This window comes from Ruegeria sp. SCP11, from assembly GCF_040329455.1.
GTDB classification, from domain to species: Bacteria; Pseudomonadota; Alphaproteobacteria; order Rhodobacterales; family Rhodobacteraceae; genus Ruegeria; species Ruegeria atlantica_E.
The window spans coordinates 1-22,753 of the sequence record NZ_JBDZYG010000029.1 but is presented as its reverse complement, the minus strand read 5'-3'; the positions used below and the strand labels follow the sequence as shown (position 1 = coordinate 22,753).

The window sequence follows — 22,753 nt, the reverse complement described above, 5'->3', positions numbered from 1 at the left end:
CCCGACATATCGTGGCCGTGGATGAAAACAGCCGGACTGAACAACTGATTCTCATGCCGCTGCACGGCAACTCAAATCTCGGATGAACGTCGCCCGAGGGCGGTCTACAAATTTGTCGAAATGCTGCATGTGCAAAGCGAGCCTCTTTTAATCTTGGTCGGTTTGGGCTCACAACCGACCTCAGAGGCAGCGCAGCATCTGTAGTGGCGTAGCGGGTTGGCTCATCTTGGACGGCCCAAAGCGGTCACTGGACAAGGTAACGAAATTCCGCAGTACCCACTTTGCTGCCATTCGCTGCATCTGCAAAATGGGATCGAAGTCAGCCTCGGGTTTGACATGGTATCTGCGCCAGGCACCTCATGATGCCTAATATTCGCAGTCGTGCGGTCTGAAGCTATCAACTCGTAGCCAGCTTTGCGTACCCGTCCCTCGTTTGCGGCGTTTTAATGCCCAACAAACTACCTGCCATCTGTGTTTTCAGGATCTGCGCAGTTCCACCGCCGATGGTGAACATACGCACGTCGCGATACATGCGTTCGATCGGCTCCTGCGCACCGTATCCACGCGCTCCAAATACCTGCAAGGAATCGTTGACGACTTTGATCGCCTGTTCAGACGCAAAGGCCTTTGCCCGGGCTGCCATCATCATGTCGGGAAACCCAGTCGATCCAAGAGTTCCAGCGGCTTCGTGCAACATCAGACGGGACGCATGGACCGCCGTGTCCATGTCTGCAAGCATCCATTGAAGACCCTGAAACTCCTGCAAGGGGCGACCGAACTGATGACGCTCGCGCAGGTATCTTTTCGCATGCTCTAGCGCCCCCGCTGCAATTCCCATGGCCACCGTTCCGGCCCCGACACGCTGGCTGTTATAGGCGGTCATCAGATCGGCAAAGCCACGTTTTATTCCCGATGGCGTGATCAGAGCGAAACGCGCGTCAACTTCCAGATTGGTAAAACGAAGCTCAGTTTCGGGCATTCCGCATAGCCCCATGGTCCGTTCGCGCCCGACCACATCGAACCCTTTGGGGGCGATACCGTTTTCGGGATCATAGTGAACCAGAAAACCGGTGATCCCCAGATCGGCTCCGTCTTCATCCAGAACCCGCGCAAAAATCAGGTAGAGCTTCGAAACGCCGCCACCGGTGATCCAGTGTTTGCTGCCGTTGATCAGGTATTTCCCACCAACACGTCGGGCCGTCGTTTGCATCTCGGTCGCTGCGCTGCCGGCGTTGGGCTCAGTTATACAGATTGCAGGCTTGTCCCCCGACAGGACCAGCGGGGCCACAAAGTCTCGTTGCTCATCTGTGCCATAGGCCATGATCGCGCTGATGCCGCCCATATTGGCCTCAACGACGATCCGGGCGCTCAATGCGCAGGCTTTGGCGATTTCTTCGACGGCCAAAACCACGTCAAGGTATGAAGCTCCTGGCCCTCCAAACCTGGGCGGAATTGTCATGCCCATAAGCCCGGCATCGGTCAGTTCACGTACGTTTTCCCAGCAATAGGTGCCGGTTTGGTCCCAGTGACCGGCGCGTTCGGCAAATCCGGGAGCCAGTTCACGAGCGATTTCCTGATACGTCTTTGTTCCCTGATCAAGCATTGGGTCATCCTCTTTGCTCACAATTATGTGAGGGCCCGCATGTTATTTTCAATCGAATTTACTTTGTTCTTAAATTAAGATTTATTGAATTTATGCAAATTTCCGCCTTCGAAACACTGGTTGTGATTGCCCAACACAGCTCATTTTCCCGAACCGCAGAAGTGCGCAACATGACGCTGTCTGCTGTCAGCATGCAGATGAAATCGCTGGAAGAAGAGCTCGGCGCAACGTTGTTCGATCGTCGGTATCGGCCGCCCAAACTTACGCCACTCGGAATAAGAGTTGCTCAGGACGCCAAGACAATAGTTGATGCCTACTCAGTTCTGAAATCAAGATGTGTGCCCACCGACCAACTGACTGGAACTTACCGGATCGGGTTTGTCCCCTCTACTGCCGCGCGCATCCTACCCTTGTTTCTCAGAACCGCAGCGCGACTGGCTCCAAAAGCAATGTTAAACACGAGCACCGGATTGTCAGAGACTTTGTGCGAACAGGTCCGGAACGGTCAACTGGATGCGGCAATTGTAACTGAAATCGCAGACGCGACGTTTGATCTTTGCTGCGAAATATTGATCAAAGAAGAAATGGTGGTCGCGGCGCCGCTGGACAGCAAGATGAAAGGACTATCCGGACTTTCCGGGTCACATCCTTTCTTGCATTTCATTCCGTCGTCGGGCATCGGCAAGCTGATCGCCCAATACCGCGATCAAATGCAATTAAAGTCGAAGGAAGTGATTATCCTCGACAGTATCGAAGCCATCGTAAACTGCGTAAAAAGCGGGATCGGGTACGCGCTTTTGCCAAAAACAGACGTATTGCGGTATGGGGCTGATCAGGTTCTTGTCCTACCTTGTAAGCCGCAGCCGTTGTTTCGCAACATCTCGTTGGTAACACGGGAAGACGCCCTGACAGAAATATGGCGCCCAAAGCTGAAGGCACTGCTTGAGGCCAGCATAACCGGTCTGGAAAACGCGGAAATTTAAGCTGGTCAAATCGTTTGGTTTATCGCCGGCAACACCCAAACAAAAAACCTGCAGATGACATAAGCCAGACGATTGCCCTAGTCTGACACAAGGCGCGGCCATGAGTGCTGCGTAGAAATATCGTCGGGATTGTTACTCCGAAGGTTGGTATCATGCAGGAGCTTCAGGTCCAGTCTGTCCGTTCCCGTTGGCGCGTGTTTCTGTCGCTAATGTCGGGCCCGATACTGTTTTTTCTCGTTCGTTCGCTCGATACACCGCCTGGAATGTCCGAGGCGGGCTGGACGTTGCTGGCCTTGCTGGCGTGGATGGTTGCATGGTGGCTTAGTGAGGCAATACCACTAGCCGCCACCGCATTACTGCCGGTTGTCGTCATGCCTCTCGCCGGAGTTGCCGAGATTGGTACGGTCACGCAGGCCTATGGCCATCCCCTCATATTCCTGTTTCTGGGTGGGTTTATGCTGGCCATGGCGATTGAAGCTGTCGGCCTTCATCGGCGCATCGCGCTAGCAATCGTTTCAAGGGCCGGTACGGGGCCACGCAATCTGACCCTGGGCTTCATGATTGCCACCGCATTCCTGTCAATGTGGATCACGAATACGGCCGCAACAATCATGATGTATGCAGTTGCACTGTCTGTCATCGACTTCATTAAAAGCAAAGTTGCGGCCTCGGATGAGCTGCGCCGGTTTTCTGTCGGCCTTATGCTTGCCGTGGCCTACAGCGCATCGATTGGGGGAATGGCCACGTTAATCGGATCACCCGTCAATGCTTTGCTGGCGACGATCATGTCCGGCGAATACGGCATAACGGTCGAGTTCGTTGACTGGCTGATGATCGGTCTTCCGGTGACAATAGTAATGTTGTTCATCGCCTGGGCCTTGTTGAGCTTTGTCATGTTTCGGTGCGACGGCTTGATGGAAAATGACCTTGCCGACGCAGTTCGCATTGAACGGGAACGGCTTCCGCCGATGGGCCGCGCGGAAAAGACCGTTGCAGTGGTCTTTGTTCTAGCCGCAACCGGTTGGATTTTCGGGGACCAGATAACGCATTTCACCGGATTGCCAATCACGGATACCGGCGTAGCATTGATCGCAGCTTTGTTGCTTTTCGCGACCCCGACAAACGCGGATATGACGAAGTTCGCGCTGGATTGGGAAACCGCTGTGAAATTGCCGTGGAACGTATTGATCCTGATCGGAGGTGGACTTGCCGTGGCCTTGGCGTTTCAGATCACCGGGCTGGCAGATTGGATCGGAGAACAGGTGTCTGCAATTGACATCACGGTTTTAGCCATGGTGTTTCTAGTCGTTGCGATGATGGTCTTTCTGACCGAGATCATGTCGAATCCAGCCTCGGCCGCAACGATACTTCCGGTGGTTTCTGCCGTTGCTGTCGGATTCGATTGGAGCCCGCTTTTACTGGCCGTGCCGGCCGCGCTTGCGGCCAATATGTCTTTCATGATGCCAGTCGCAACGGCCCCGAATGCGATTGTGTTTTCGAACCCTGATCTTAAAATCACCGACATGGCGCGGGCAGGGTTTTGGCTCAATTTGTGCGGCATTGCCCTGTGCACTCTAACGGTCAACTTTGTCTATCAACCCATTTTGGATTGGTAGTAACTCAGGCAAATAACGGCCCAAACCTGCCGTTCATCGCGTCGCGTGGCGCCGCGGTGCAGCGCGATTTCCCGAAGCGGACATTCGTCGCAGGCGCATTGTCTCAAGAGTAACGAACTCACACATCGCGGATGTCTCCGTCGTTCGCTATTGGCGATAGACATCGATACAGTATGCTTGATCCAGCGACCAATCGATAACGGGATTGGATTCATCTCGTTGCCTAGCCATTGAGGTAAGTAGGTCGGCATCCTCGCTGGGGTCTGGGTGGCGCGGTGTAGGTGCCGAAGTGGTCTGTTTTGAGGAGAAGTGCATGTCGGTAGCCGGACCACCGCTGGCCGCACCTGCGGATTTAACAAACCTTTTTCGCCAGGGGTTGGCAGCGGATCCCAAGGCGATTGCGCTTTACGCATTGGACGGGGCTTTGACTTGGCGGGAACTGGATACCGCCTGTACGCGGTTGGCGTTGCAATATCTGAACCTGGGGCTCGAACCGGGGGATCGAGTGGCGTCCATTATGCCAAACCGCGCTTCGCTGGTAATCCACTACCTGGCTTGTATGCGGGCCGGTCTTGTGGCGATGCCGCTCAACTATCGCTATTCAGCCCCGGATATCGACTATGCACTGGGTTTGGCAACACCGGCGGCTCTGTTAGTGCATGGCGAGCGGGTAAGGGATGTGACAACAGTCCCGGGAGTGGCGCGGTTGCCCAAGGGTGTGATTGTCTATGCAGGGGAAGTGGACGGAGCACTCGCCTTTGACGATCTGCTGAATGCAGAGGGTAAAGGAACACTGCCAAAGGTTCGGGCTGAGGCTCCGGCTTTCATATTCTTCACCTCAGGCACCACGGGCAAGCCAAAGGGTGTTACGCACAGCCATGCTAGCATGGGATACATGGTGGCAAGCAATGCGCGGGGGCTAGGGTTGGGGCCCGAGGACGTGGTGTTGCCGGCGTCTTGGATTTCGCACACCGCCGGATTGCGACTGACTTTTGCAGGGCTTTGGGCGGGCTCCAAGACAAGTATTGCGCGACAATTTTCACCGGACGAGCTTTTGGCGCTTTTGAGGCAGACGCGGCCGACAGTGGCGCAGATTTTACCCGCACCTTTGACGGCTTTGGTCACGGGGCACGGGGCGCTGCGCGAAGACTTCGAGTCCCTGAAAACAATGATGGCTGGTGGAGACAAACCCTCGCAGACGTTGGTCGATGCGTTCGGCGCGCTGGCTGGTGTGCCAATTGGGGCGTTTTATGGAATGACGGAAATGGGTACGTCGCATTCCAATACCCATGGCGGTTCCGAGAAAGCAGGCGCAGTTGGATTAAACAATCCAGGCTATGTCTCGGTGCTTCGCGACGAAGCCGGTGAGGAGGTGCCCGTTGGGGTGGACGGTCGGCATTGGGTGAAGAGCCCGACCATGATGACTGGGTATTGGAAGAATCCGGAGGCGACAGCAGCAGCATTTCGGGATGGCTGGCTCGATACAGGCGATTTGATGCGGCAGGATGGGGATGGCTATTTCTGGTTCCGGGGGCGCCGCAAGCAGATCATAGTACATGACGGTTCGAACATCAGCCCGGCAGAGGTAGAAGATGCGTTGACAGCACACCCCGCAGTCGCGGCAGCGGTTGCGGTTGGGGTCCGAGATGAAATGCATGGCGAGGATGTTTGGGCCTTTGTGAGCTTGGTTGAAGGGGCACCACCGGTGCGCGCCGGAGAGATCATCGACTTTGCGCGAGAGCAGATTGGATACAAGGCTCCGGACGTGGTTCGCGAAGTTGATACACTACCGTTAACCATGGGCGGCAAGCTTGACCGGATGGCGTTGAAACGGCTGGCAGCGGAAGAAAGCGGTGCAGCGCACGTGGTGTGACGGCCCAGCCGGTCGGATCACAGTTGCGGGCTTCTTGCCATGGGATGGTTTGTGACGGCCACAGGCGCCGAGCTAAGGGAGGCGTCCATTCTGCCCGAATGCGTTTGTCCTTTACGTGCTCGATACTGGTCTCGAATGCGGAGATATATCACCTTAATCTTCGTGCGCGCAGACGTGGAAGATGTTCATCTTTTTCTTCAGCACAGGTTGTGTTTGAGGCACTGCGCCGTTCCAAGGCTGCCCTCCTCAATCTTCGAACAGTCGCTAATCAATTGAACCCAGGCCGCGTGGGCAGATCGGTTGGGATTGCACAACCAAACGCATTGGGGCACGGTGACCGTTCAACCTGGAAGGATATTCATGTCCGCGGCAAAACCTGCAAACCCGTGGTTTATATTGCTGGGCCTAGCACTCGGAGTCAGCATATCCAACGCTTTTGGCCGCTTTGCATACGGTCTAATTCTGCCGTCTATGAAAAGTAGCCTTGGCTGGAGTCTCACTCAATCCGGTTGGTTAAATACGGCCAATTCGATTGGCTATATAGTGGGTTCGATTCTAACACTTATACTGATCCGGCATTTTTCACCGTCTCGTTTGTTCGCAGTCGGCACTGTGGCGACCGCTTTGTGTCTTTTGGCGACCGGGTTTGATGAGAGCCTCGTGGTGCAAACCGCATGTCGCTCCTTGGTGGGAATGTTCGGTGCTCTTTCATTTGTGTCAGGCGGCGTACTGGCGGCATCGCTGTTCCAGAGCGACGCGCGAAAGAATGCGTTGGCCATCGCGTTGTACTTTGGCGGAGGCGGTGGATTTGGTATTGCATTGTGTGGCGCAACCCTTCCGAGCATGTTGGACGTGTTCGGGCCACAATATTGGGACTGGGCGTGGATCGGAGTCGGGTTGGCAGCCCTGATCATTTGCCCATTTTCGATTTGGGCTTCAACCAGACTGAACGAAACCGAGCACGACGCGGTACTGCCGTCGATCCCCCCGGTGCGCAGAATGCTTGGCGAACTCGGCGGGTATGCGCTATTCGGGTTGGGTTACATTGTCTACGTCACTTTTATCTCTGTCTGGATGAAGGAGCAGCATTCCAGTGTCCTGTTGACCACCGCAACGTGGATGGTTCTTGGGTTCAGTATTATGGCGTCTCCTTTTGTTTGGCGCGGGGTGCTGGCTCGTTATTCCTCCGGAATGCCCTTGGCACTGATCTTAAGCGGGGTCGCATTGGGTTCGGCACTACCGATCCTGGTTTCATCTGGATATGGGTTGATTTTGTCGGCACTCGTATTCGGACTATCAGTCTTTATGCCACCTACTGCAGTAACCAACTTTGTCCGCCAGAATGTGGAACAGCAGGATTGGGGTTCAACTATTAGCTTTTTTACCGTGGTGTTCGCCATCTCACAGGCATTGGGGCCGATCGGGGCCGGTGTCATCGGGGACATAACCGGAGAAATAGGGGACAGCCTGATCGTTGCCTCTGCGGTTTTGCTGGTGGGTGCCCTTTGCGCTGCGATGCAAAAGCCACTCAGGCGTGAGGCGGCGCAAAGGTCATAACTAGAACCACACTCAGATGCCGTATCTCACTCCCTATAACAGACCCAGTGGATTCTGATTTCGCAAAGACAAGCCTCCGGTCACTCCAGCGCGCGTCTGCTTCAGGCAATCTCCTGATATTGCGGGATCCAAAACTTCGCATCTATTGCCGCTTTCAGCTCGTCACTTGTGGATTTAGGCGCAACGCCATCCAACTGTGCCTGTTGTCCAACGGCAAATGCGATTGCTCTGCTGACCTGGCGAATATCCTCAACATCGGGCAGCAAGCTGGCGGTGCGATCGGATTTAGCAGGCGACAAAGCCGCCAGCGCCTCAGCGGCGGCCATGAACATTCCGTCAGTGACACGGCGAGCGCCTACCGCCAGCACACCCAGCCCCATGCCTGGGAAAATGTAGGAGTTATTGCATTGCGCGACATGGTGTGTCTTGCCGCTATAGACAACGGGATCAAACGGGCTTCCGGTGGCAACCATTGCACGACCATCTGACCAGTGGATAATATCCGAAGGCACGGCCTCAATTCGCGATGTCGGATTCGAAAGGGGCAACACGATAGGATGATCAGTGTTAGCTGCCATCGCACGAATGATCTCTTCCGAGAACAAGCCCGCCTGACCGCTGACACCAACTAAAATGTTGGGTTTGGCTTGATTTATCACATCCAGCAATGAAATCTTATCATCGGACCAGCTCGCCACTTTGGCGAGCGGTTGGACAATTTGCTTTTGGAAAGGCAGAAGATCTGTCATCGCATCGGTTAACAAGCCGTTCCGGTCCACCATGTAGATGCGCTCGCGCGCGTCGGTCTCGGATAGTCCTTGGCGGACCATGAGTTGGACCAGTTGCTCGGCGATGCCTACTCCCGCAGACCCCGCGCCGAGGAACGCAATAGTTGCGTCCTTTAACTGAATACCGGTAACGTCGGAGGCCGCCAGCAAGGTGCCTGCGGTTACCGCTGCAGTTCCCTGAATGTCATCATTGAAGGTACACAACTGATCGCGATAGCGCGCAAGCAGCGGCGCCGCATGTTGCTGTGCAAAATCCTCGAATTGCAACAAGACTTCTGGCCATTTGCGTTTTACGGCCTGTACAAAAAGATCGACAAATTCAAAATAATCATCTCCGCTGACGCGCTCATGACGCCAACCGATATAGAGGGGATCTTCCAATCGTTCCTGATTGTTTGTGCCGACGTCCAGTACCACCGGGAGCGTCACAGACGGGCTTATTCCGCCCGCAGCGGTATAGAGCGAAAGCTTTCCAATCGGAATTCCCATGCCGCCCGCGCCTTGATCGCCCAAACCCAAAATCCGCTCTCCGTCGGTGACGACTATAGCTTCGACAGAGGGCAGGATGGCATTCTCAAGTATGTCATCAATCCGGTCGCGCTCGGGGTATGAAATGTTCAATCCGCGTGGGTGGTCGTAAATTTCACTGAACCGCTTGCAGGCATCCCCCACAACGGGTGTGTAAATTATCGGCATCATCTCGGACAAATGCCGGACCAATAGAGCGTAAAACAGAACCTCGTTGTCATCCTGCAGATCGCGCAGATAGACATGCTTGTCCAGCGGTGTCTCCTCACGTTCAAAGGCGGCATAAGCCCTGTCTATCTGAGTTTCGAGTGTTTCGATGTGTGGCGGTAGAAGACCCATCAATCCGAGTTCTTCTCGTTCGCGCAATGAAAAGGCAGTCCCTTTGTTCAAGAGTGGGTTCGTCAAGTATTGCAAATTTGTAGGACTGGAATCGACCATAGGCTATCCTTTCGGATCGGCACGCACAGGTTGCACGCATCTGTCCGGTAAGGTCAGCATTATACGACAACAAATGCAACGAGCTTACGACGTGAACGCATCCTTCCGCACTGGGTCAGCATGCTCGCGGGCGACAGCCTTCCCGAACATTCGGCCCATTGCTGCCATTGCCCGAGGATTAGCGATGCTGCAGTGAGGCCCTTCGGAGGAGACATTCGCTGCAAGCGCAAAGCCGGAAGGCCAAACGAGGTCTGGACCGCGGGACGAAGCTGCCATTCGACTGAACCGGCAGAATGCTTGTGTGGTATCACAGCCCCGCTGCTTCCGGGTAAGGCACCACATCTCGGAGCGTGTCGTCGTCATGCATTTCCCAATATTTCGCCAAGATGGTATTCGAGAGAGTTCCAAGATCACCCGATCCGACAGGTTGCCCATCGACCTTGGTGACCGGCATGACACCCCCGGCGGTCGAGGTCACAAATACCTCGTCAGCGGCCTTCAGGGCTGTGACAGACACGTCCTGCGTGCGGCATTGGATGCCCAACCCTGCGCAGATATCCAAGATGGTTTGGCGCGTAATTCCCAGCAAGACGCTGGTGTCAGGGGTTGAAACCACGCCATCCCTGATTGCGAAAACGTTGAACCCGGGGCCTTCGGACACGTTGCCATTTCCATCGACCAGAACCGCTGTATCTGCGCCTTGATCATAGGCCGCATAAAGCCCCTTCACCATGTCCAGCCAATGATAATTCTTGACGGTGGGGTCAACCGAGCTTGGCGGGATGCGCAACACATTGGTCACCGCCAGATGTAGTCCGCGCTCCATCTGCTCCTTGTTGGCGATCGAGCCGAAAGGGATGGCAAAGGCGATGAAACGGTTTTCGGCGTCCCTTGGGTCGCGGCTGAAGGTCGGGGAAGTTCCCCTTGTGCAGATGAACTCGACATAGGCGTTCTGCAGCTCGGATAGCGCAACGCAATTGTGCAGGATTTCAGCCACCTGCGCCTGATCATACGGGATGGTCATATGCAGTTCTTCAATGCCGCGAAAGAAGCGGTTCAGATGATCGTCCAGCCTGAAGAAGGCACCTTTCCACACGTGGACCACATCATAGGTCGCATCCGAATGCAGGAACCCATAGTCCAGCACTGAGAGCTTTGCCTCCTGCATTGGCAGGTACTGACCGTCCATATAGGCCACCCCCGGGGGATAGTTGCGAGGGTCGATGTATCTTTGGGACAGAGTAGGCAATTTGCTCATGATCGGGCTTTCAGTGAACGGGTTTGGCTTACTAGGTTGAGCGTATGGGAAAATTCTGGGCAATTTACCCCATTAGGGTAAGCTCTTCGAGCAAAACGCATCAAATTCAAGGGTGGGATCGAACAGAATGCCATATCCTCTCGACGATACAGACAAAAGGCTTCTTGGTATCCTCCAGCGAAACAACCGGTTGTCGTCTGATGAGTTGGGAGATCAGATAGGCATTTCGCGGTCTTCGGTGCAGCGGCGCATGAAACGCTTCCGGGAGGAGGGGATCATTGAGGCCGACATATCCGTGTTGTCCGCAAAGGCAGTGGGCCGCCCTATGACCTTCATTGTTGAGGTTGAGTTGGAGCGAGAGCGCACTGACCTTCTGGACGAATTTCGCCGCTCCATGCTGGCGCTTGATGATGTGCAGCAATGCTATTACGTCACCGGGCATACCGATTTCATTCTGATTGTCACTTCGACCGACATGGCGGCCTATGAGGAATTCAGCCGTCAGGTCTTCACAGATAACCCAAACATCCGCCGCTTTCATTCAAACGTTGTTGTGAACCGGGTAAAGGCGGGGCTTCAGGTCCCGCTGTAGTGCATTGAGAAGAAGCAAGCCACTGAATGGTTGGTGCTAGTTTGGGCTCGATGCGCCCATTCGCGGATTTCACGTGAATGCTTGCTATGCGGACTAAGCAGTCGTCCCACTTTCGCGCGAAAGACGTCTAAAACTGCGCAGGCAGTTTCTGCCGATTTAGTGAGGAATAGTCCAGTAATTAAAGAGTGATATACGCTGGCGTTATTCGACAACTTCTGCGATTTGCAGCAATTCGATAGGAGGGTACATACCCAACTTTTTTGCAACGTCCATATTCACCACGTATGCAAAGTCGGTAACGCGTGCGATTGGCAGATCCCCTGGCTCTTTCCCATCCCTCAGGATTTTCAATGCCTGTTGCGCTGCAAGTGCTCCGACATCTGCCGCTCGCGCAGCCACAGAAAGAAGCGCATCCTGCTCCCTGACGACTTCCTCATAGGGGCTGAGGATCGGCAATCCGTTTTGAACGGCGGCGCCTGTGAACACATCTGCATTCAGCCTGAGGAAAGAACTCGACCCAAGATAAATGAAATCCACGCCAGCGTCGGCCAGTTCGGCCACCTTGCCTGGGATCAGAGCCGAGTCAGGGACACTCTGATTCCCGGGATCAATTTCAAGTGCTGTCAATTCGAAACCCATTTCTTTTGACAGCTCCTCCATTTCCTTAACCTTTAATGCAGAGTTCCTCTCGTTCATGTTAAAGAGTATTCCAAGATGGTCAAAGTCGGGTTGAATCGTTCGAATAGTTTTGATGTTTACTGCTTCGGGAACGCGATTAAATGTTCCGGCTACATGAGGTCGACCGCTGCCTTCAAAACTTTCAGCGATGCCGCTTCCAAAAGGGTCTGAAACGTACATGAAAACAAGCGGACGCTTTGATATGAAATTTTCTGGTTCTCTATTGTTGATCTGACCGGCCACACCCAATGTAACGCTGGTCCCGTATGTAAGGACCAGATCAGCGTCAATTTCGCGGGCTTCAATAATGAACTCGGGTAGTTTGTTACGATCTTGCATTGCATCCCTGATCAAGACTTTAGCATCAAATTCACTGTTTTTTATTGCGTCGATAAATCCCTGGCAGCCGTGCTCGCAACCTTCCCAGAAAATTCCGAATATTGTTTTTTCGCCGGCTTGCACCCAACCACAAGCCAACACCGATACAGCAAGGGCGGATGCAAAATAGTGGAGTTTTTTCATTTCAGCCTCATCGCCAGAGTCCATTTGGACTGGTTGCCTCAGTCAGTTTATTCAGAGACGTTTTCCGGTGTTTTGCTGTGACTAGTTCCGCCACCAAGCATGAATAGCGTACCACATAACATCAGCACGCCAATGCCGCCGATGATGGTCGAATACCCGAGCCGGGGTATCAAGATTACACTCGCAATCAAACCTGCGATTGCCGCCAAACGTTCAATCAGACGCAAGGCACCCAAAGCTCTTTCACCCCCACCGGCTCCACCGGTCTGTTCGCCAATTTGGATGGCTTGGGCATATTGGGGCGCGTCGCACATCGCGTACCCCAAGCCGAACAGCGTCACGACAATAATCATGGGCATAATCCCGGACCAGAAGTATAGGGATGAGATCGCAACACCGGAAATAAAGATGCCAAAGATCAAAAACGGCACCTGCCCAACTTTCCCGTCGGCAAACCTTGCTACGGTTGGGCCCAAAAGAAGTTGGGCAAGATAGTACAACATCACGACCCGGCCAATGTCAGCCACTCCGACACCTTGGCCCTCAAGAACAACCGGTGTTAGATACCAGATGAAGACGGACATCCCGATATTGATTGGCACGGACACACCAAGCGTCAACGCAAGAAACCTGCGATTGGTAAGCACTGTCCAAATGCTCTTGTCTGATTGCGTGGTTGTAACTTCCTGATCCAAGGAAACGTGGCCAGAAATAACCCTCGCACCAATTAGTCCTGACAACACCGCCAAACCTGCTCCAAAGAAAAAGGTTCCCGAAGCTCCGATGCGGTCCGCAAGAACACCGCCCAGTGCAGACCCACAGAATGCTCCGCCGATAATTACGAACAAGAATCCACCGATTGCTTGGGTGAGTTCGTCCCTAGGAGCGGTCTTGATCGCGTATTCCTGACACGAAATCGTCGCTAAGGCATAAACGATGGCCATACAACTGTGCCAAAATGCAATAACCAAAGCGTTCTGCCCCAAACCAACTCCAACCAATGTCAAAGCCGTAATAGGAATAGCTGACAAGAAAAGGCGTTGTGGGTTGAAACGACGCGCAATCGCTCCACCGAAAGGGGCCATCAAAGCCATCGCAACAAGATAGGCAATTAGTGGTGCAGTTGCCGCCATTTCCGAGGTCAGCCAATCCGGTCCACCAGCATCCCGCGCATAGAGCGGAAGAAATGCGCCGCTGATTTCTGTGGCAGTTGAAAAGATAAACACCGGCAATCGGATATCCACGAAATAGGCTTGCGGCAAAGTTGAAAGCCTATCCTGAGCTCCTCTAAGCCTCGCAACATGCAATGCGCGATCAGATAACCTCCGCGCAACTCTGCGTAACTCACCCGCATCCCGTGCCGGTAAAACATGCCGAAAGCTTGCTGCCGCCTGTTCATCCATCAGTGTAAATATCCGGTCCAATGGCTTCCCGAGCATATTTGCCGAAACGAGCAGCACGATTTCAAATGCTAATAGGATTGCAACCAGTCCGACGACGATGATGTCTAGCATTACTTCCTGAAGCCTTGATCTGACAAAGCGAGGGTCTGCTTCGATTGTAAGTTCACCGACGATTGTATTTCGTCGAAGAATTGACAGCGAAACAGTGTTCGGTGAAGTGTTGATTTCATTGGGTGCATCTGTACCCGTTGAATCGCCTCTGCTGCTTGAGGCTATCAATCTCCCCGAATTGGACCGCAACATGATTTTTTCCAGCTCTGGAAACTCTTTCAAGAGTTCATCCAGATACTCAGATGCGCCTCCGATGGCTTCCAGCGGAACACCGAAGTCAATCGCTCGTTCAATCTCTTCTCGAACCGTAGCCGCTATCAGTGCAGTCCGCTTGTTCATTTCCGGTTCAAGCGAGGCCTCAAATGTGCGCACAGCCGCAAAGGCCATCAGCGTCAACGACAACAATACAATTGCCGCGACCCATCCCACGACTCTACCTGCAGCCAGTCTTCCGTGTTGTTTTTGCGTGTTCAAGAGTCGCCCCCTTTATCCGAGGGGCAGACACTCTTTCGTTCCGACTCGTATATCCGCTCGGATTTCCACAGCTGATCCCAAAAGTAAGCGCTGGAGATTCCAAGCCCATCTACGTCTTTTGGCTTGTCCTTGTCAGGGTTGGATGCCCGCCAGAATGATCGCTCGAACAGATTGTAGGCTGCTAGTATGCCATCGATAATTCGGACGTGCTCAGCCAATGCAAGACGTAGAACCAATGCTCCAATCAAGATGGTCACTATCATAAGCAACCCGGCCACAAACGATAGTTTTGCTACCATAGCCCGCATCTGATCCATCGCCTGCGCGTTAGAGTACTTAATCGCTAGCCGAGCTAAGGGTGCACTTAGCTCGCCTACGTCTATTCCGGTCACAAAGCTTGCCCGTTCATCGATCTGAAAGACGCCTCCGGCCTCTGGGTCGCTTAAGGCGGAAACCCATGCACTTGGAACAACCTTAGTGTTTTGATCAGATGTGGAGTGGACGATTTCACCGCCCAATGAAAACAGGGTTATGTCCTCAATTGCTGGGTCGCTTTGTTTGGCGGCTTCCAAAACAGCAAGAGCGTTTCGAACAGACGAGACAGGCAACCCCAAATCTACGACAGAGTTGAACGGAACAGCTGTGCGCGTTGCCAAAACGACCAAACGTTCCCGCACCATATTGGAAAGTATGGCCTCAAACTGCAGGGTTGCCAGACCGACAAATACGAACAGGACAACCAGATTCGCGGAAGCGACAACCGCCAGTATTCTACCCACTAGCCCCATGCGATTTGCTCCAAGAACCCTGCGGCCGAACCGATCACAAAAAAAATGATGATAGCACAACCAATTAACGACAATTGAAGCGCAGTAATCAAGTCTACCAGAAACTCATTCCCCCCAACCGGCGAAATCAGTCGCCGCAGGTCGTTCGAACCCGGTCAACCGAGTTCACCTGCAAGCCGGAGAAAAAATACAAAACAGATGAAATACTTGCGGGTTGCAAATCCAAGGGCATCGCGAGGAAACTTGATAGCCGGTTTGGGCTCAACGCTGTCACCTAACGGATTTACTCAGATGACCGATTAGCGGCTTTGAACGGACGTTCATCCCCGAAAACTCGGAGTTTCGAACAGGCACGACCGCTCTCACCAAAAGCGGTCGCTCTCCCAAATCTTGGCTACGACCGGCTTGCGGACTTTTCTGCCATTGCCCTTCCGGGTGTTTGCTGACGCAGCATTCACTTGCGGGTGCGGCACGCTCATCGCTGCGTTGCAGCCGGTGTCGCGAGACCGGCCAATCAAAACAACTCTGAGGCGCGGAATTCAGACCGCCCTTTCGCTGCAATCTGGACCGACTATCGAGGAGCGAACTACGCTGACATTTAGCGATCAACCCTCCAATTCATCCGCCGCAGCTTTGACCTCCGAAACGATTTCGCGGACATCTTCCATGGTCGTGCGATGATTTACGAAGCACGCCCTAAGGACAAATTGATCATCAATTGACGCATTCGACAAATAAACACGCCCGCGCGCTAGAACGCGCTTAAGGAGGGCCAGATTGTCCTTTCTCCTGTGCCTGAAACAAACTGCGCTTAGATTAACCGGTGCAGCAAGCTCGAGGTCGGGATCAGCTTCGATGTTGGAAGCCAAATGTTTTGCGTGCTCAAGATCACTTGCGATTGCGTCCCGAAACGCTGCCTTCCCATGATACCTAAGCGACATCCAAAGCTTCAAAGCCCGAAACCTTCGAGATAGCTCAATTGACTCCTCGAAGAATGCGAAACCTTCAACCGGGCCTGCATCCAACGTCTTAACGTAGTCACCCGAAAATGAGAAAGTCTGGCGCGCAATACCAGGGTCGCGATAAAGGAGGCAGCCGCAATCAAGCGGTTGATAAAGCCACTTGTGGGCATCAAGCGATACAGAATCTGCTTGATCCACTCCCCTGAATTTTTCCGGGGAAGCAAGGGCTGCAAGGCCACCGTAGGCACCATCAATGTGTAGCCAAAGCTGTTCCGCTTGGGCCAGCCTTGCCAGTTCGGGGAGCGGGTCGATCGCTCCGATATTGACCGTGCCGGCCGTGGCTACGATCGCGATTGGCAGTTGTCCGTTCTTTCGATCAGAGGCAATGGACGCTTCCAACAGGTCGACCCGCATCTTCATGTCTTTGTCGACAGGGATCATTTTCAGATTGGTACGACCAATGCCCAGCAGCGCAATCGCCTTTGGGATCGACATGTGCGCCTGTTCGGAAGTGTAAACTACGCAAGGTTGCACACCTGTTTCGTTTGCTGGCAATTTCGCTTCCCGAGCCATGGCCAGAGCCATCAGGTTCGCGACAGAGCCGCCCCCACACAGGCTGCCTGAGAATCCGGTGCATCCAACGGCGTCTGCCAACCATTGAATGACAGATTTCTCGATGACCGTTGCCGCGGGTGCCGACCGCCACGCTGTCACGTTCTGATTGAGCGCTGAGATCAGCAAATCTCCGAAAGCGCTAACCGGCTCCCCCGAACCTACGATGTAGCCAAAAAACCTGGCGCCCGAAGGCCGCGCATGCTCGGCGATTGTCCGGAAATCTTCCAGAACACTGGCCCCGGCACCATCTTCTTCCCAATCGCAGCTAAAGCACTCCAGTGTTTGTCGCGCGCTCGTTGAGGGAAAGGCAGGACGTTGATCGACCGATGACCAGTAGTCCAATGCGAGATGCAGAGCGATCTTCCCAAGGCTTGAAAGCTCATCATTCGAAAGTTCAAGGCTTTGCATGGCGACCCCCTTTCGCTGCCCACGGACATGGTGTGACGTTAGCAAATTTGACTGGATTGTAGCAGCAACCACTTCCGGCTTCGGTCGGGGTTACTTCGACACCTCAGTTGCCGTTGAGCATTCGGATCGTCATCCCTCTTTTGTACTCGCGTTGTTTCGAAAAACAGGAATGCAGGACGGTCGCTTTGGGCTCGCAGCCAGAATTCGCGGCGGGAGACATGAACGACTCTTGCCGAAGCGCGAATGTCACGGGGTCGACCAGAGCACCTAAGAAACAAGAACATAGAGGTTTTAGCGAACGGCTGGGCCGGCGGGGCTCCGAACCGTGGGTACGCTGCATTGGCATCAGGCAGCTCCGAGCCCATTTTGTCCAATGCCGCGCGGCGCATAAATGTCCGGTACTGAGTATCTACGACCTAGTCAGGCGACAAGTCCCAGTTCTTAGTCGGTGGCTGTCGCCGCATACTTTTCCCTGGGGGGCATGGGTCTTGTTTGCCAAGGCGGTTCGAAGGCGAAGCTTGAAACGCTGCGGCCGTCAGGCAAGGCACCGTTTCCGGCCCCAAGCGCATAGTCGTAGTAAAGCTTGACGATCTCTTCTTCGGTCACCTGCGCCGTTGCGGGATGCACCATGCATGCATCACGCCACGCTCGTACCCGGTTATAGTTTTTGCCCACGGGAAGTTTGAACCCTTCATAGTAGTCAAGGAACCAAAAGCGCTTGAACATCGGGGTAAAAACAGCCTCTGCCAAACCGAAGTCTTCGAACAAGAATGGGCCAGTCGGATTATGATGACCTAGGAAATCATCAAGGTCTCGATAAAGCGCCAGGAGTTTCTTCAAATGCTCATCTCGGCGCTCCTGATCCTGATTCATGACAAAGAGATAGCCTGCCATTGTGAAGGGTCCTTCGCGGGCAATCAGCATCGACTCAATGGCGTGCTCGGCAGGATCACTGCGGCGCAATGGTGCCCCTGGTAGAGCCTCGTCAAGATAGCGCAGTATCACGAGGCTTTCTTTCAATATACGACCGTCGCTGGTTTCCAGCACAGGAAAGGCTGTCGTCCCTCTGGTTTTGGCTAGCAATTCCGGATCGCGTGGCTTGGTGATATCCACCACACGAAATTCTACGGCATCCGTTAGTCCCCGCAACGCCAGTAGGATTTCCAGTCGCTGCGAGAAGGGACAGACGGGGATATGATAGACGATGTGTTTCTAAGTCATGTGTTCAATCCAACGGCGGGCCGGTGAAGGCCATGTTGTGCCGCTTGGCGCTCTCTTCTATGGCGGGCATGTCCTCCGGGATACGGCACTGACCGGCTGCCATGTCGGAAAAGAAACCTTCGAATCCGCCGGGCGTCAGGATCACGAGATGGCGGCATGGTGCGTCGTCTGTCACCTTGAATGTATGTTCCTTGCCACGAGGGATGAATATGCTTTCGCCGGCCCCTGCGGTGAACTCCTCGCCTTCCAACCAGAACCTGCATGTGCCGGTGAGGACCACGAACGTTTCGTCTTCGTATTGATGCACATGGCGCGGAGGGCCGCTACCCGCGGGGGACCAGCTGTCCACGATGGACATAGCGCCGCTTGTCTGTTCTGGGCCGAGGATGGTTTTGTATTTTACGCCGAGCCATTCGATGGCTCCGTCGATTTGGGCCAGGTCCTTCATCGTTTCTCCCCATTAGCATTGGATTGAAACGAAAGCGCTTCCGTTGACAGAAGCCTATCCGAAGGCCAACCTATCAGGCAAACTGCAATATCTAATATAGGATATCGGCCAGGTGAATTTCGCGACACTCGACCTCAATCTTTTGCGAGTGTTGGACGCTCTCTTTCGCGAAGGCTCAACCGTCAAGGCGGCCTACAGGCTCGCGATGTCGCAATCCGCGGTCTCCGGTGCATTGTCGCGTCTTCGCCATGCCTTGGACGACCCCCTTTTTGTCCGGCAGGGAAACCGTTTGGTTGCTACAGACTATGCAGCCAGGATTGAATCCGGTTTGCGCGAAGAACTCGAACGTCTGGAAGCTTTGCTAGCCCCACCGGCTACCTTTGATCCGCAAACCGCTGAAGGCACTTTCCGGATCGCCGCAAGCGATTTTTTTGCGGAACTCCTGATGCCACCTTTGGGTGATCTCCTGCAAAAGTCAGCGCCCAATCTACGAGCGCAGCTGGTTGATCTGGTTCCGAATGACTATGTGGCCAGTCTTGAACTACGCAACGCTGACATTGCGCTGATCCCGGACTTGGTACTACCGGACTGGGTCAATCGAGAGCCGCTCTTCCATTCGCCGTTCCACGTTATCGCACGCAAGGGAAATCCAAAGATTGAGGGGCTTCAGGAAGGGACGCTGATGCACATGGATACGTTCTGTGCACTCCACCACGTGTTGTTTTCCCCCGAAGGGAATCTGGCCGCGATGGGCGACGCTGCCCTTAGTTGCGTCGGAAGACAGCGGCAGGTTGCTATGACCGTGCCCGTTTTTAGTGGCGTCTGTCGCGCGGTGAGCGAAAGCGACCTCATTGCGCTTGTGCCCGCGCAGCTTGCAAAGAAAGTCGCCAAGACATTCGGACTGCACGTGTTCGAACCTCCGATGCATATTGACCCTGCGTTGATCATTGGCATCTGGCATAAGCGTTCCGACAACGCCCCGATGGCGGCCTGGATGCGTAGCCAAGTCTTCGAATTAATGAAGGGGTTGGACTTAGACAGTTAATCAAACTGTACTACGCAGCGCCCGTCGAACAGATACAAGTTGATGTTTCGACTAACAGAATCGAAATAGATTCAACCAGCTTATACAGGAATTCGCGTGGGCGAAACGAACGAATGCATTGTCCCGCGAACTGTAAATTCACCCCTCCAAAACTGCTGCGCGTTTCACGAATAGCTGGGTTTGCCGCCGCGCCGCGACATAGAATTTCTTGCCTGTGCAAAAAAAATGGCGCTGTGCGCGCATGCAGCGAGAAAAAAGAATTCACGGGTTGGGCTCATTCTTGCCGTTCTCTGCGGCTTGCATGATTGGCTGGTCGCAACCCTTTGCTGACATGCGAAGGGAGGGCGATGCTACGGGTGTTACATATGCGAGATCCGCCAACCATGTCGCCGATGGCGCCGTTTATTTAGGCACGAGCACTTTTTCTGATGCCGTATATTTTCCCGTTTCGTATGAGAGGGCTTTCATCCCGCTGTAAGCAGTGGCCCCCAGGGGGTCCAGACAGCATTCAGGACACGCTGGCCGTATTCGTGTAGAATACAGGCAAGCTATGCTCCCATTCAATTTCGTTTCAGGCACAATATTGGAGAAAAGGAATGCAACATTTGCACCGCAAAACCCGCGCCACTCTTGTAGCCTTTCTCGGTACGGCGTGTTTGGTCGCACCCGCACCCACAGTTGCAATGGGACCGGGTTTTCAAACAAGCTGTACTCAAGAAGCCAATCAGGCTTTCAACGACGGGCTGAGCCTCTTACATAACATGATGTATGTTCAAGCAGAGGCGGCCTTCAACCAGGCGGCTGAAGCCGATCCCTCCTGCATCATGGCACAATGGGGCATCGCCATGGCGAACTTCCATCCGTTGTGGCCCGGCACGCCGAGCGAGGCTGAAACAGAAAGGGGGACGGCAGCAGCCGAAAAGCTTGCCTCCATGACAACCGACAGCGCGCTTGAGGAAGCTCTTGTCGCAGCTGCCGCAGCATTCTATGCACCCGGCCAAGATGGTTATCGCGCTCAGATCAGCGCCTGGGCCGAAGCGCAGATTGCTGCGGCCGAAGAAAACCCCGAAAATATTGATTCCGCCGCGTTTGCTGCGCTGGCGCGTTTGGCGACAGCACCGCGCGGGCCAGACCGGATCGAAGTCAATGCCCAAGTGGGAGACACGCTGGATGCACTGCATCAGTTGCAGCCAGACCATCCCGGTATCATTCACTACGCAATCCATGCCTTTGACAATCCCCCTCTAAAAGAGCGTGGACGGCCTTACGCTGAGATTTATGATAAAACGGCCCCGAACGCGCCGCATGCGTTACACATGCCGGCGCATATCTTTACGCGCACGGGTGACTGGGAAAAGTCGATTGATCTCAACCGCCGCTCTGCCAGGGCGGCGCTCGAACAGTCCGGTGATACCATCCAGATCCATTATGCCCATGCCATAGACTACATGGTCTACGGTCATTTGCAGCTTGGCGAGTATGACGAGGCGGCCCGGCTTGTTGATGAGATCAATGCGATAGACAATCATCAGGTCAGTTTTGTCACCGCCTATGCGTTGGCAGCCGCGCCGGTAAGGCTATTGCTTGAACGAGATATGTGGGCAGAGGCCGCAGCGTTGTCACCCGACTTGCACCCCACCATTCCCTGGGAGGAATTTCCACAAACCTTTGTCATGCTCTGGTTTGCAAAAGGGCTGGGGGCCGCGCGAAGTGGCGACGTTGCCGCCGCTCAGACTGCTGTTGCGGAGCTCAAGGCCCTTCATGACGCGATGAAGGAGCGTGGGCAGGATTATTGGGCAAAGCTTACTGAAGGACAGATTCTGACCGTTGAAGCTTGGATTGCACTGGCGGAAGGCGATGAGGAAGTCGCCCTTATCCAACAAAGTGCGGCCGCCGATCTTGAAGACGAGATTGGTAAAAGCCCGGTGACGCCCGGTCACGTGTTACCGGCTCGCGAACTCCTGGGTGACATGCTCGCGCAAATGAATCGAAAAGATGAGGCGGCTGACGCGTATCGCGCTACTTTGCTTCTTTCTCCGAACCGAGCACGAAGCGCAGCCGCACTCGAATAGAGCGTGGTCAATATGTGGTAAGTGACCACTGTGAATTAGCCGACGCTAGCCGAACGTCGCGCCGGAAGGCATGCGTGGTGCAATCGCTTTTCCGCCACTGTAAGCAAGTCGTTTACAGAAAACTCGTTTGTCACGTGTGATGGAGATTGCAACGATTGCGGACCTTCATTCTTGCAAAGCTGCCAACAACCGTCTGGGGCCGGCTGAACGTCTGTAATTTATTGAAAGACGCGCTCGTCTTTTTGGCTGTTTCTGCGCAGCGAGCGCTACAAAGTTCGGCGGCTCAGGGCTCGCAGTCGCTTTGCTGCGAGGCAGCGCATGGATTGTCATTCTGGGGCATCACATTCTCTTGGAGGTCATGGGGCGAGGATCGCGTCGATGGCGGCAGCAGCCCCAAACCGGACGTTGGCGCCAAAGTTTTGCAATTCCTGAAATCCAGACAAGTTGACCAACAATCATTTCAACTGAGATGTTCAAGGAACTTGCCACAGCCGCACACGAAAGAGTTCATGTTGGACGGATTTTCGTCCTAACTTATCGGGATAGGACAGCGGCCCAAAATGCCATTACACTAAGTTTGCAACGGGTTGAAGGCGTCTTTGTCAAATGAGATTAGACGACTTTCCGCAATAGTGGCTTTCGACATGGTTGGCTACAGTCGACTAATGGAGTTGGACGAGTCCGGAACCCTCGCGCGGCAAAGAACTGTCCTGGATAAGATCATTAACCCAAAGGTGATCGAGTTTGACGGTCGAGTAGTGAAGACCATG

At 54.1% G+C, this 22,753-nt stretch carries 16 protein-coding genes; 7 read left to right on the top strand and 9 right to left on the bottom strand.

Annotation, left to right across the window (positions count from 1 at the left end):
- Positions 1-397: 397 nt before the first annotated feature.
- Positions 398-1,603 carry a 3-sulfinopropanoyl-CoA desulfinase gene (gene acdA, locus ABLN94_RS24120; protein WP_352997195.1) on the bottom strand — a complete coding sequence of 402 codons (1,206 nt, stop codon included), beginning with the start codon at positions 1,601-1,603 and terminating at the stop codon, positions 398-400.
- Between acdA and ABLN94_RS24115 the strand changes: the two genes are divergently transcribed.
- The 4 genes from ABLN94_RS24115 (at position 1,585) to ABLN94_RS24100 (ending at position 7,632) form a co-directional block, all read left to right on the top strand.
- The gene (locus ABLN94_RS24115) at positions 1,585-2,586 is read left to right on the top strand and encodes a LysR family transcriptional regulator (RefSeq protein WP_352997193.1); all 1,002 of its coding nucleotides are present in this window, start codon (positions 1,585-1,587) and stop codon (positions 2,584-2,586) included. The two genes, acdA and ABLN94_RS24115, sit on opposite strands and share 19 nt — an antisense overlap.
- A 152-nt stretch (positions 2,587-2,738) precedes the next feature.
- A complete protein-coding gene (locus ABLN94_RS24110; protein ID WP_352997192.1) occupies positions 2,739-4,202 on the top strand; it encodes an SLC13 family permease in 1,464 nt (487 codons plus the stop codon).
- A 313-nt stretch (positions 4,203-4,515) separates the two neighbouring features.
- Positions 4,516-6,075 carry a class I adenylate-forming enzyme family protein gene (locus ABLN94_RS24105; RefSeq protein WP_352997190.1) on the top strand — a complete coding sequence of 520 codons (1,560 nt, stop codon included), beginning with the start codon at positions 4,516-4,518 and terminating at the stop codon, positions 6,073-6,075.
- Between the two features lie 360 nt (positions 6,076-6,435).
- Positions 6,436-7,632 carry a YbfB/YjiJ family MFS transporter gene (locus ABLN94_RS24100; RefSeq protein WP_352997188.1) on the top strand — a complete coding sequence of 399 codons (1,197 nt, stop codon included), beginning with the start codon at positions 6,436-6,438 and terminating at the stop codon, positions 7,630-7,632.
- 101 nt (positions 7,633-7,733) lie between these two features.
- On the opposite strand, the gene ABLN94_RS24095 is transcribed toward ABLN94_RS24100, so the two are convergent.
- Both ABLN94_RS24095 and ABLN94_RS24090 read right to left on the bottom strand, forming a co-directional pair.
- Complete coding sequence (locus ABLN94_RS24095; RefSeq protein WP_352997186.1) at positions 7,734-9,386, bottom strand: NAD-dependent malic enzyme; 1,653 nt, start codon at positions 9,384-9,386, stop codon at positions 7,734-7,736.
- Positions 9,387-9,693: 307 nt separating this feature from the next.
- The gene (locus tag ABLN94_RS24090) at positions 9,694-10,644 is read right to left on the bottom strand and encodes an aminotransferase class IV (RefSeq protein ID WP_352997184.1); all 951 of its coding nucleotides are present in this window, start codon (positions 10,642-10,644) and stop codon (positions 9,694-9,696) included.
- Positions 10,645-10,771: 127 nt separating this feature from the next.
- Here ABLN94_RS24090 and ABLN94_RS24085 point away from each other — a divergent pair, with 127 nt between their 5' ends.
- The gene (locus ABLN94_RS24085; protein WP_352997182.1) at positions 10,772-11,236 is read left to right on the top strand and encodes an Lrp/AsnC family transcriptional regulator; all 465 of its coding nucleotides are present in this window, start codon (positions 10,772-10,774) and stop codon (positions 11,234-11,236) included.
- Between the two features lie 201 nt (positions 11,237-11,437).
- Here the strand turns inward: ABLN94_RS24085 and ABLN94_RS24080 are convergent, their stop codons facing one another.
- The 6 genes from ABLN94_RS24080 to ABLN94_RS24055 all read right to left on the bottom strand — a co-directional run bounded on the left by ABLN94_RS24080 (position 11,438) and on the right by ABLN94_RS24055 (position 18,866).
- Positions 11,438-12,436, bottom strand: coding sequence for an ABC transporter substrate-binding protein (locus ABLN94_RS24080; protein WP_352997180.1), 999 nt, complete (start codon positions 12,434-12,436; stop codon positions 11,438-11,440).
- A gap of 47 nt (positions 12,437-12,483) precedes the next feature.
- The gene (locus ABLN94_RS24075) at positions 12,484-14,424 is read right to left on the bottom strand and encodes an MFS transporter (RefSeq protein ID WP_352997178.1); all 1,941 of its coding nucleotides are present in this window, start codon (positions 14,422-14,424) and stop codon (positions 12,484-12,486) included.
- Positions 14,421-15,212 carry a hypothetical protein gene (locus ABLN94_RS24070; RefSeq protein WP_352997176.1) on the bottom strand — a complete coding sequence of 264 codons (792 nt, stop codon included), beginning with the start codon at positions 15,210-15,212 and terminating at the stop codon, positions 14,421-14,423. The genes ABLN94_RS24075 and ABLN94_RS24070 overlap by 4 nt, the downstream gene beginning before the upstream one ends.
- Positions 15,213-15,817: 605 nt before the next feature.
- The gene (locus ABLN94_RS24065) at positions 15,818-17,197 is read right to left on the bottom strand and encodes a pyridoxal phosphate-dependent decarboxylase family protein (RefSeq protein WP_352997174.1); all 1,380 of its coding nucleotides are present in this window, start codon (positions 17,195-17,197) and stop codon (positions 15,818-15,820) included.
- 441 nt (positions 17,198-17,638) lie between these two features.
- Positions 17,639-18,391, bottom strand: a complete 753-nt coding sequence (locus ABLN94_RS24060; RefSeq protein ID WP_352997197.1) for a glutathione S-transferase family protein — start codon at positions 18,389-18,391, stop codon at positions 17,639-17,641.
- Between the two features lie 31 nt (positions 18,392-18,422).
- Positions 18,423-18,866, bottom strand: coding sequence for a cupin domain-containing protein (locus ABLN94_RS24055; RefSeq protein WP_352997172.1), 444 nt, complete (start codon positions 18,864-18,866; stop codon positions 18,423-18,425).
- Between the two features lie 112 nt (positions 18,867-18,978).
- On the opposite strand from ABLN94_RS24055, the gene ABLN94_RS24050 reads away from it, so the two are divergent.
- Both ABLN94_RS24050 and ABLN94_RS24045 read left to right on the top strand, forming a co-directional pair.
- The gene (locus ABLN94_RS24050) at positions 18,979-19,911 is read left to right on the top strand and encodes a LysR family transcriptional regulator (RefSeq protein ID WP_352997170.1); all 933 of its coding nucleotides are present in this window, start codon (positions 18,979-18,981) and stop codon (positions 19,909-19,911) included.
- A gap of 596 nt (positions 19,912-20,507) precedes the next feature.
- Positions 20,508-21,983 (top strand): tetratricopeptide repeat protein, encoded by a 1,476-nt coding sequence (locus ABLN94_RS24045; protein WP_352997168.1) that lies wholly within the window; start codon positions 20,508-20,510, stop codon positions 21,981-21,983.
- The last annotated feature ends 770 nt before the right edge of the window (positions 21,984-22,753 follow it).

Excerpts from the sequence above, each read along its gene's own strand:
- acdA (WP_352997195.1), bottom strand. The coding sequence starts at position 1,603 with ATGCTTGATCAGGGAACAAAGACGTATCAGGAAATCGCTCGTGAACTG.
- ABLN94_RS24110 (WP_352997192.1), top strand. The coding sequence starts at position 2,739 with ATGCAGGAGCTTCAGGTCCAGTCTGTCCGTTCCCGTTGGCGCGTGTTT.
- ABLN94_RS24105 (WP_352997190.1), top strand. The coding sequence starts at position 4,516 with ATGTCGGTAGCCGGACCACCGCTGGCCGCACCTGCGGATTTAACAAAC.
- ABLN94_RS24100 (WP_352997188.1), top strand. The coding sequence starts at position 6,436 with ATGTCCGCGGCAAAACCTGCAAACCCGTGGTTTATATTGCTGGGCCTA.
- ABLN94_RS24095 (WP_352997186.1), bottom strand. The coding sequence starts at position 9,386 with ATGGTCGATTCCAGTCCTACAAATTTGCAATACTTGACGAACCCACTC.
- ABLN94_RS24090 (WP_352997184.1), bottom strand. The coding sequence starts at position 10,644 with ATGAGCAAATTGCCTACTCTGTCCCAAAGATACATCGACCCTCGCAAC.
- ABLN94_RS24085 (WP_352997182.1), top strand. The coding sequence starts at position 10,772 with ATGCCATATCCTCTCGACGATACAGACAAAAGGCTTCTTGGTATCCTC.
- ABLN94_RS24080 (WP_352997180.1), bottom strand. The coding sequence starts at position 12,436 with ATGAAAAAACTCCACTATTTTGCATCCGCCCTTGCTGTATCGGTGTTG.
- ABLN94_RS24070 (WP_352997176.1), bottom strand. The coding sequence starts at position 15,212 with ATGGGGCTAGTGGGTAGAATACTGGCGGTTGTCGCTTCCGCGAATCTG.
- ABLN94_RS24065 (WP_352997174.1), bottom strand. The coding sequence starts at position 17,197 with ATGCAAAGCCTTGAACTTTCGAATGATGAGCTTTCAAGCCTTGGGAAG.
- ABLN94_RS24055 (WP_352997172.1), bottom strand. The coding sequence starts at position 18,866 with ATGAAGGACCTGGCCCAAATCGACGGAGCCATCGAATGGCTCGGCGTA.
- ABLN94_RS24045 (WP_352997168.1), top strand. The coding sequence starts at position 20,508 with ATGCAACATTTGCACCGCAAAACCCGCGCCACTCTTGTAGCCTTTCTC.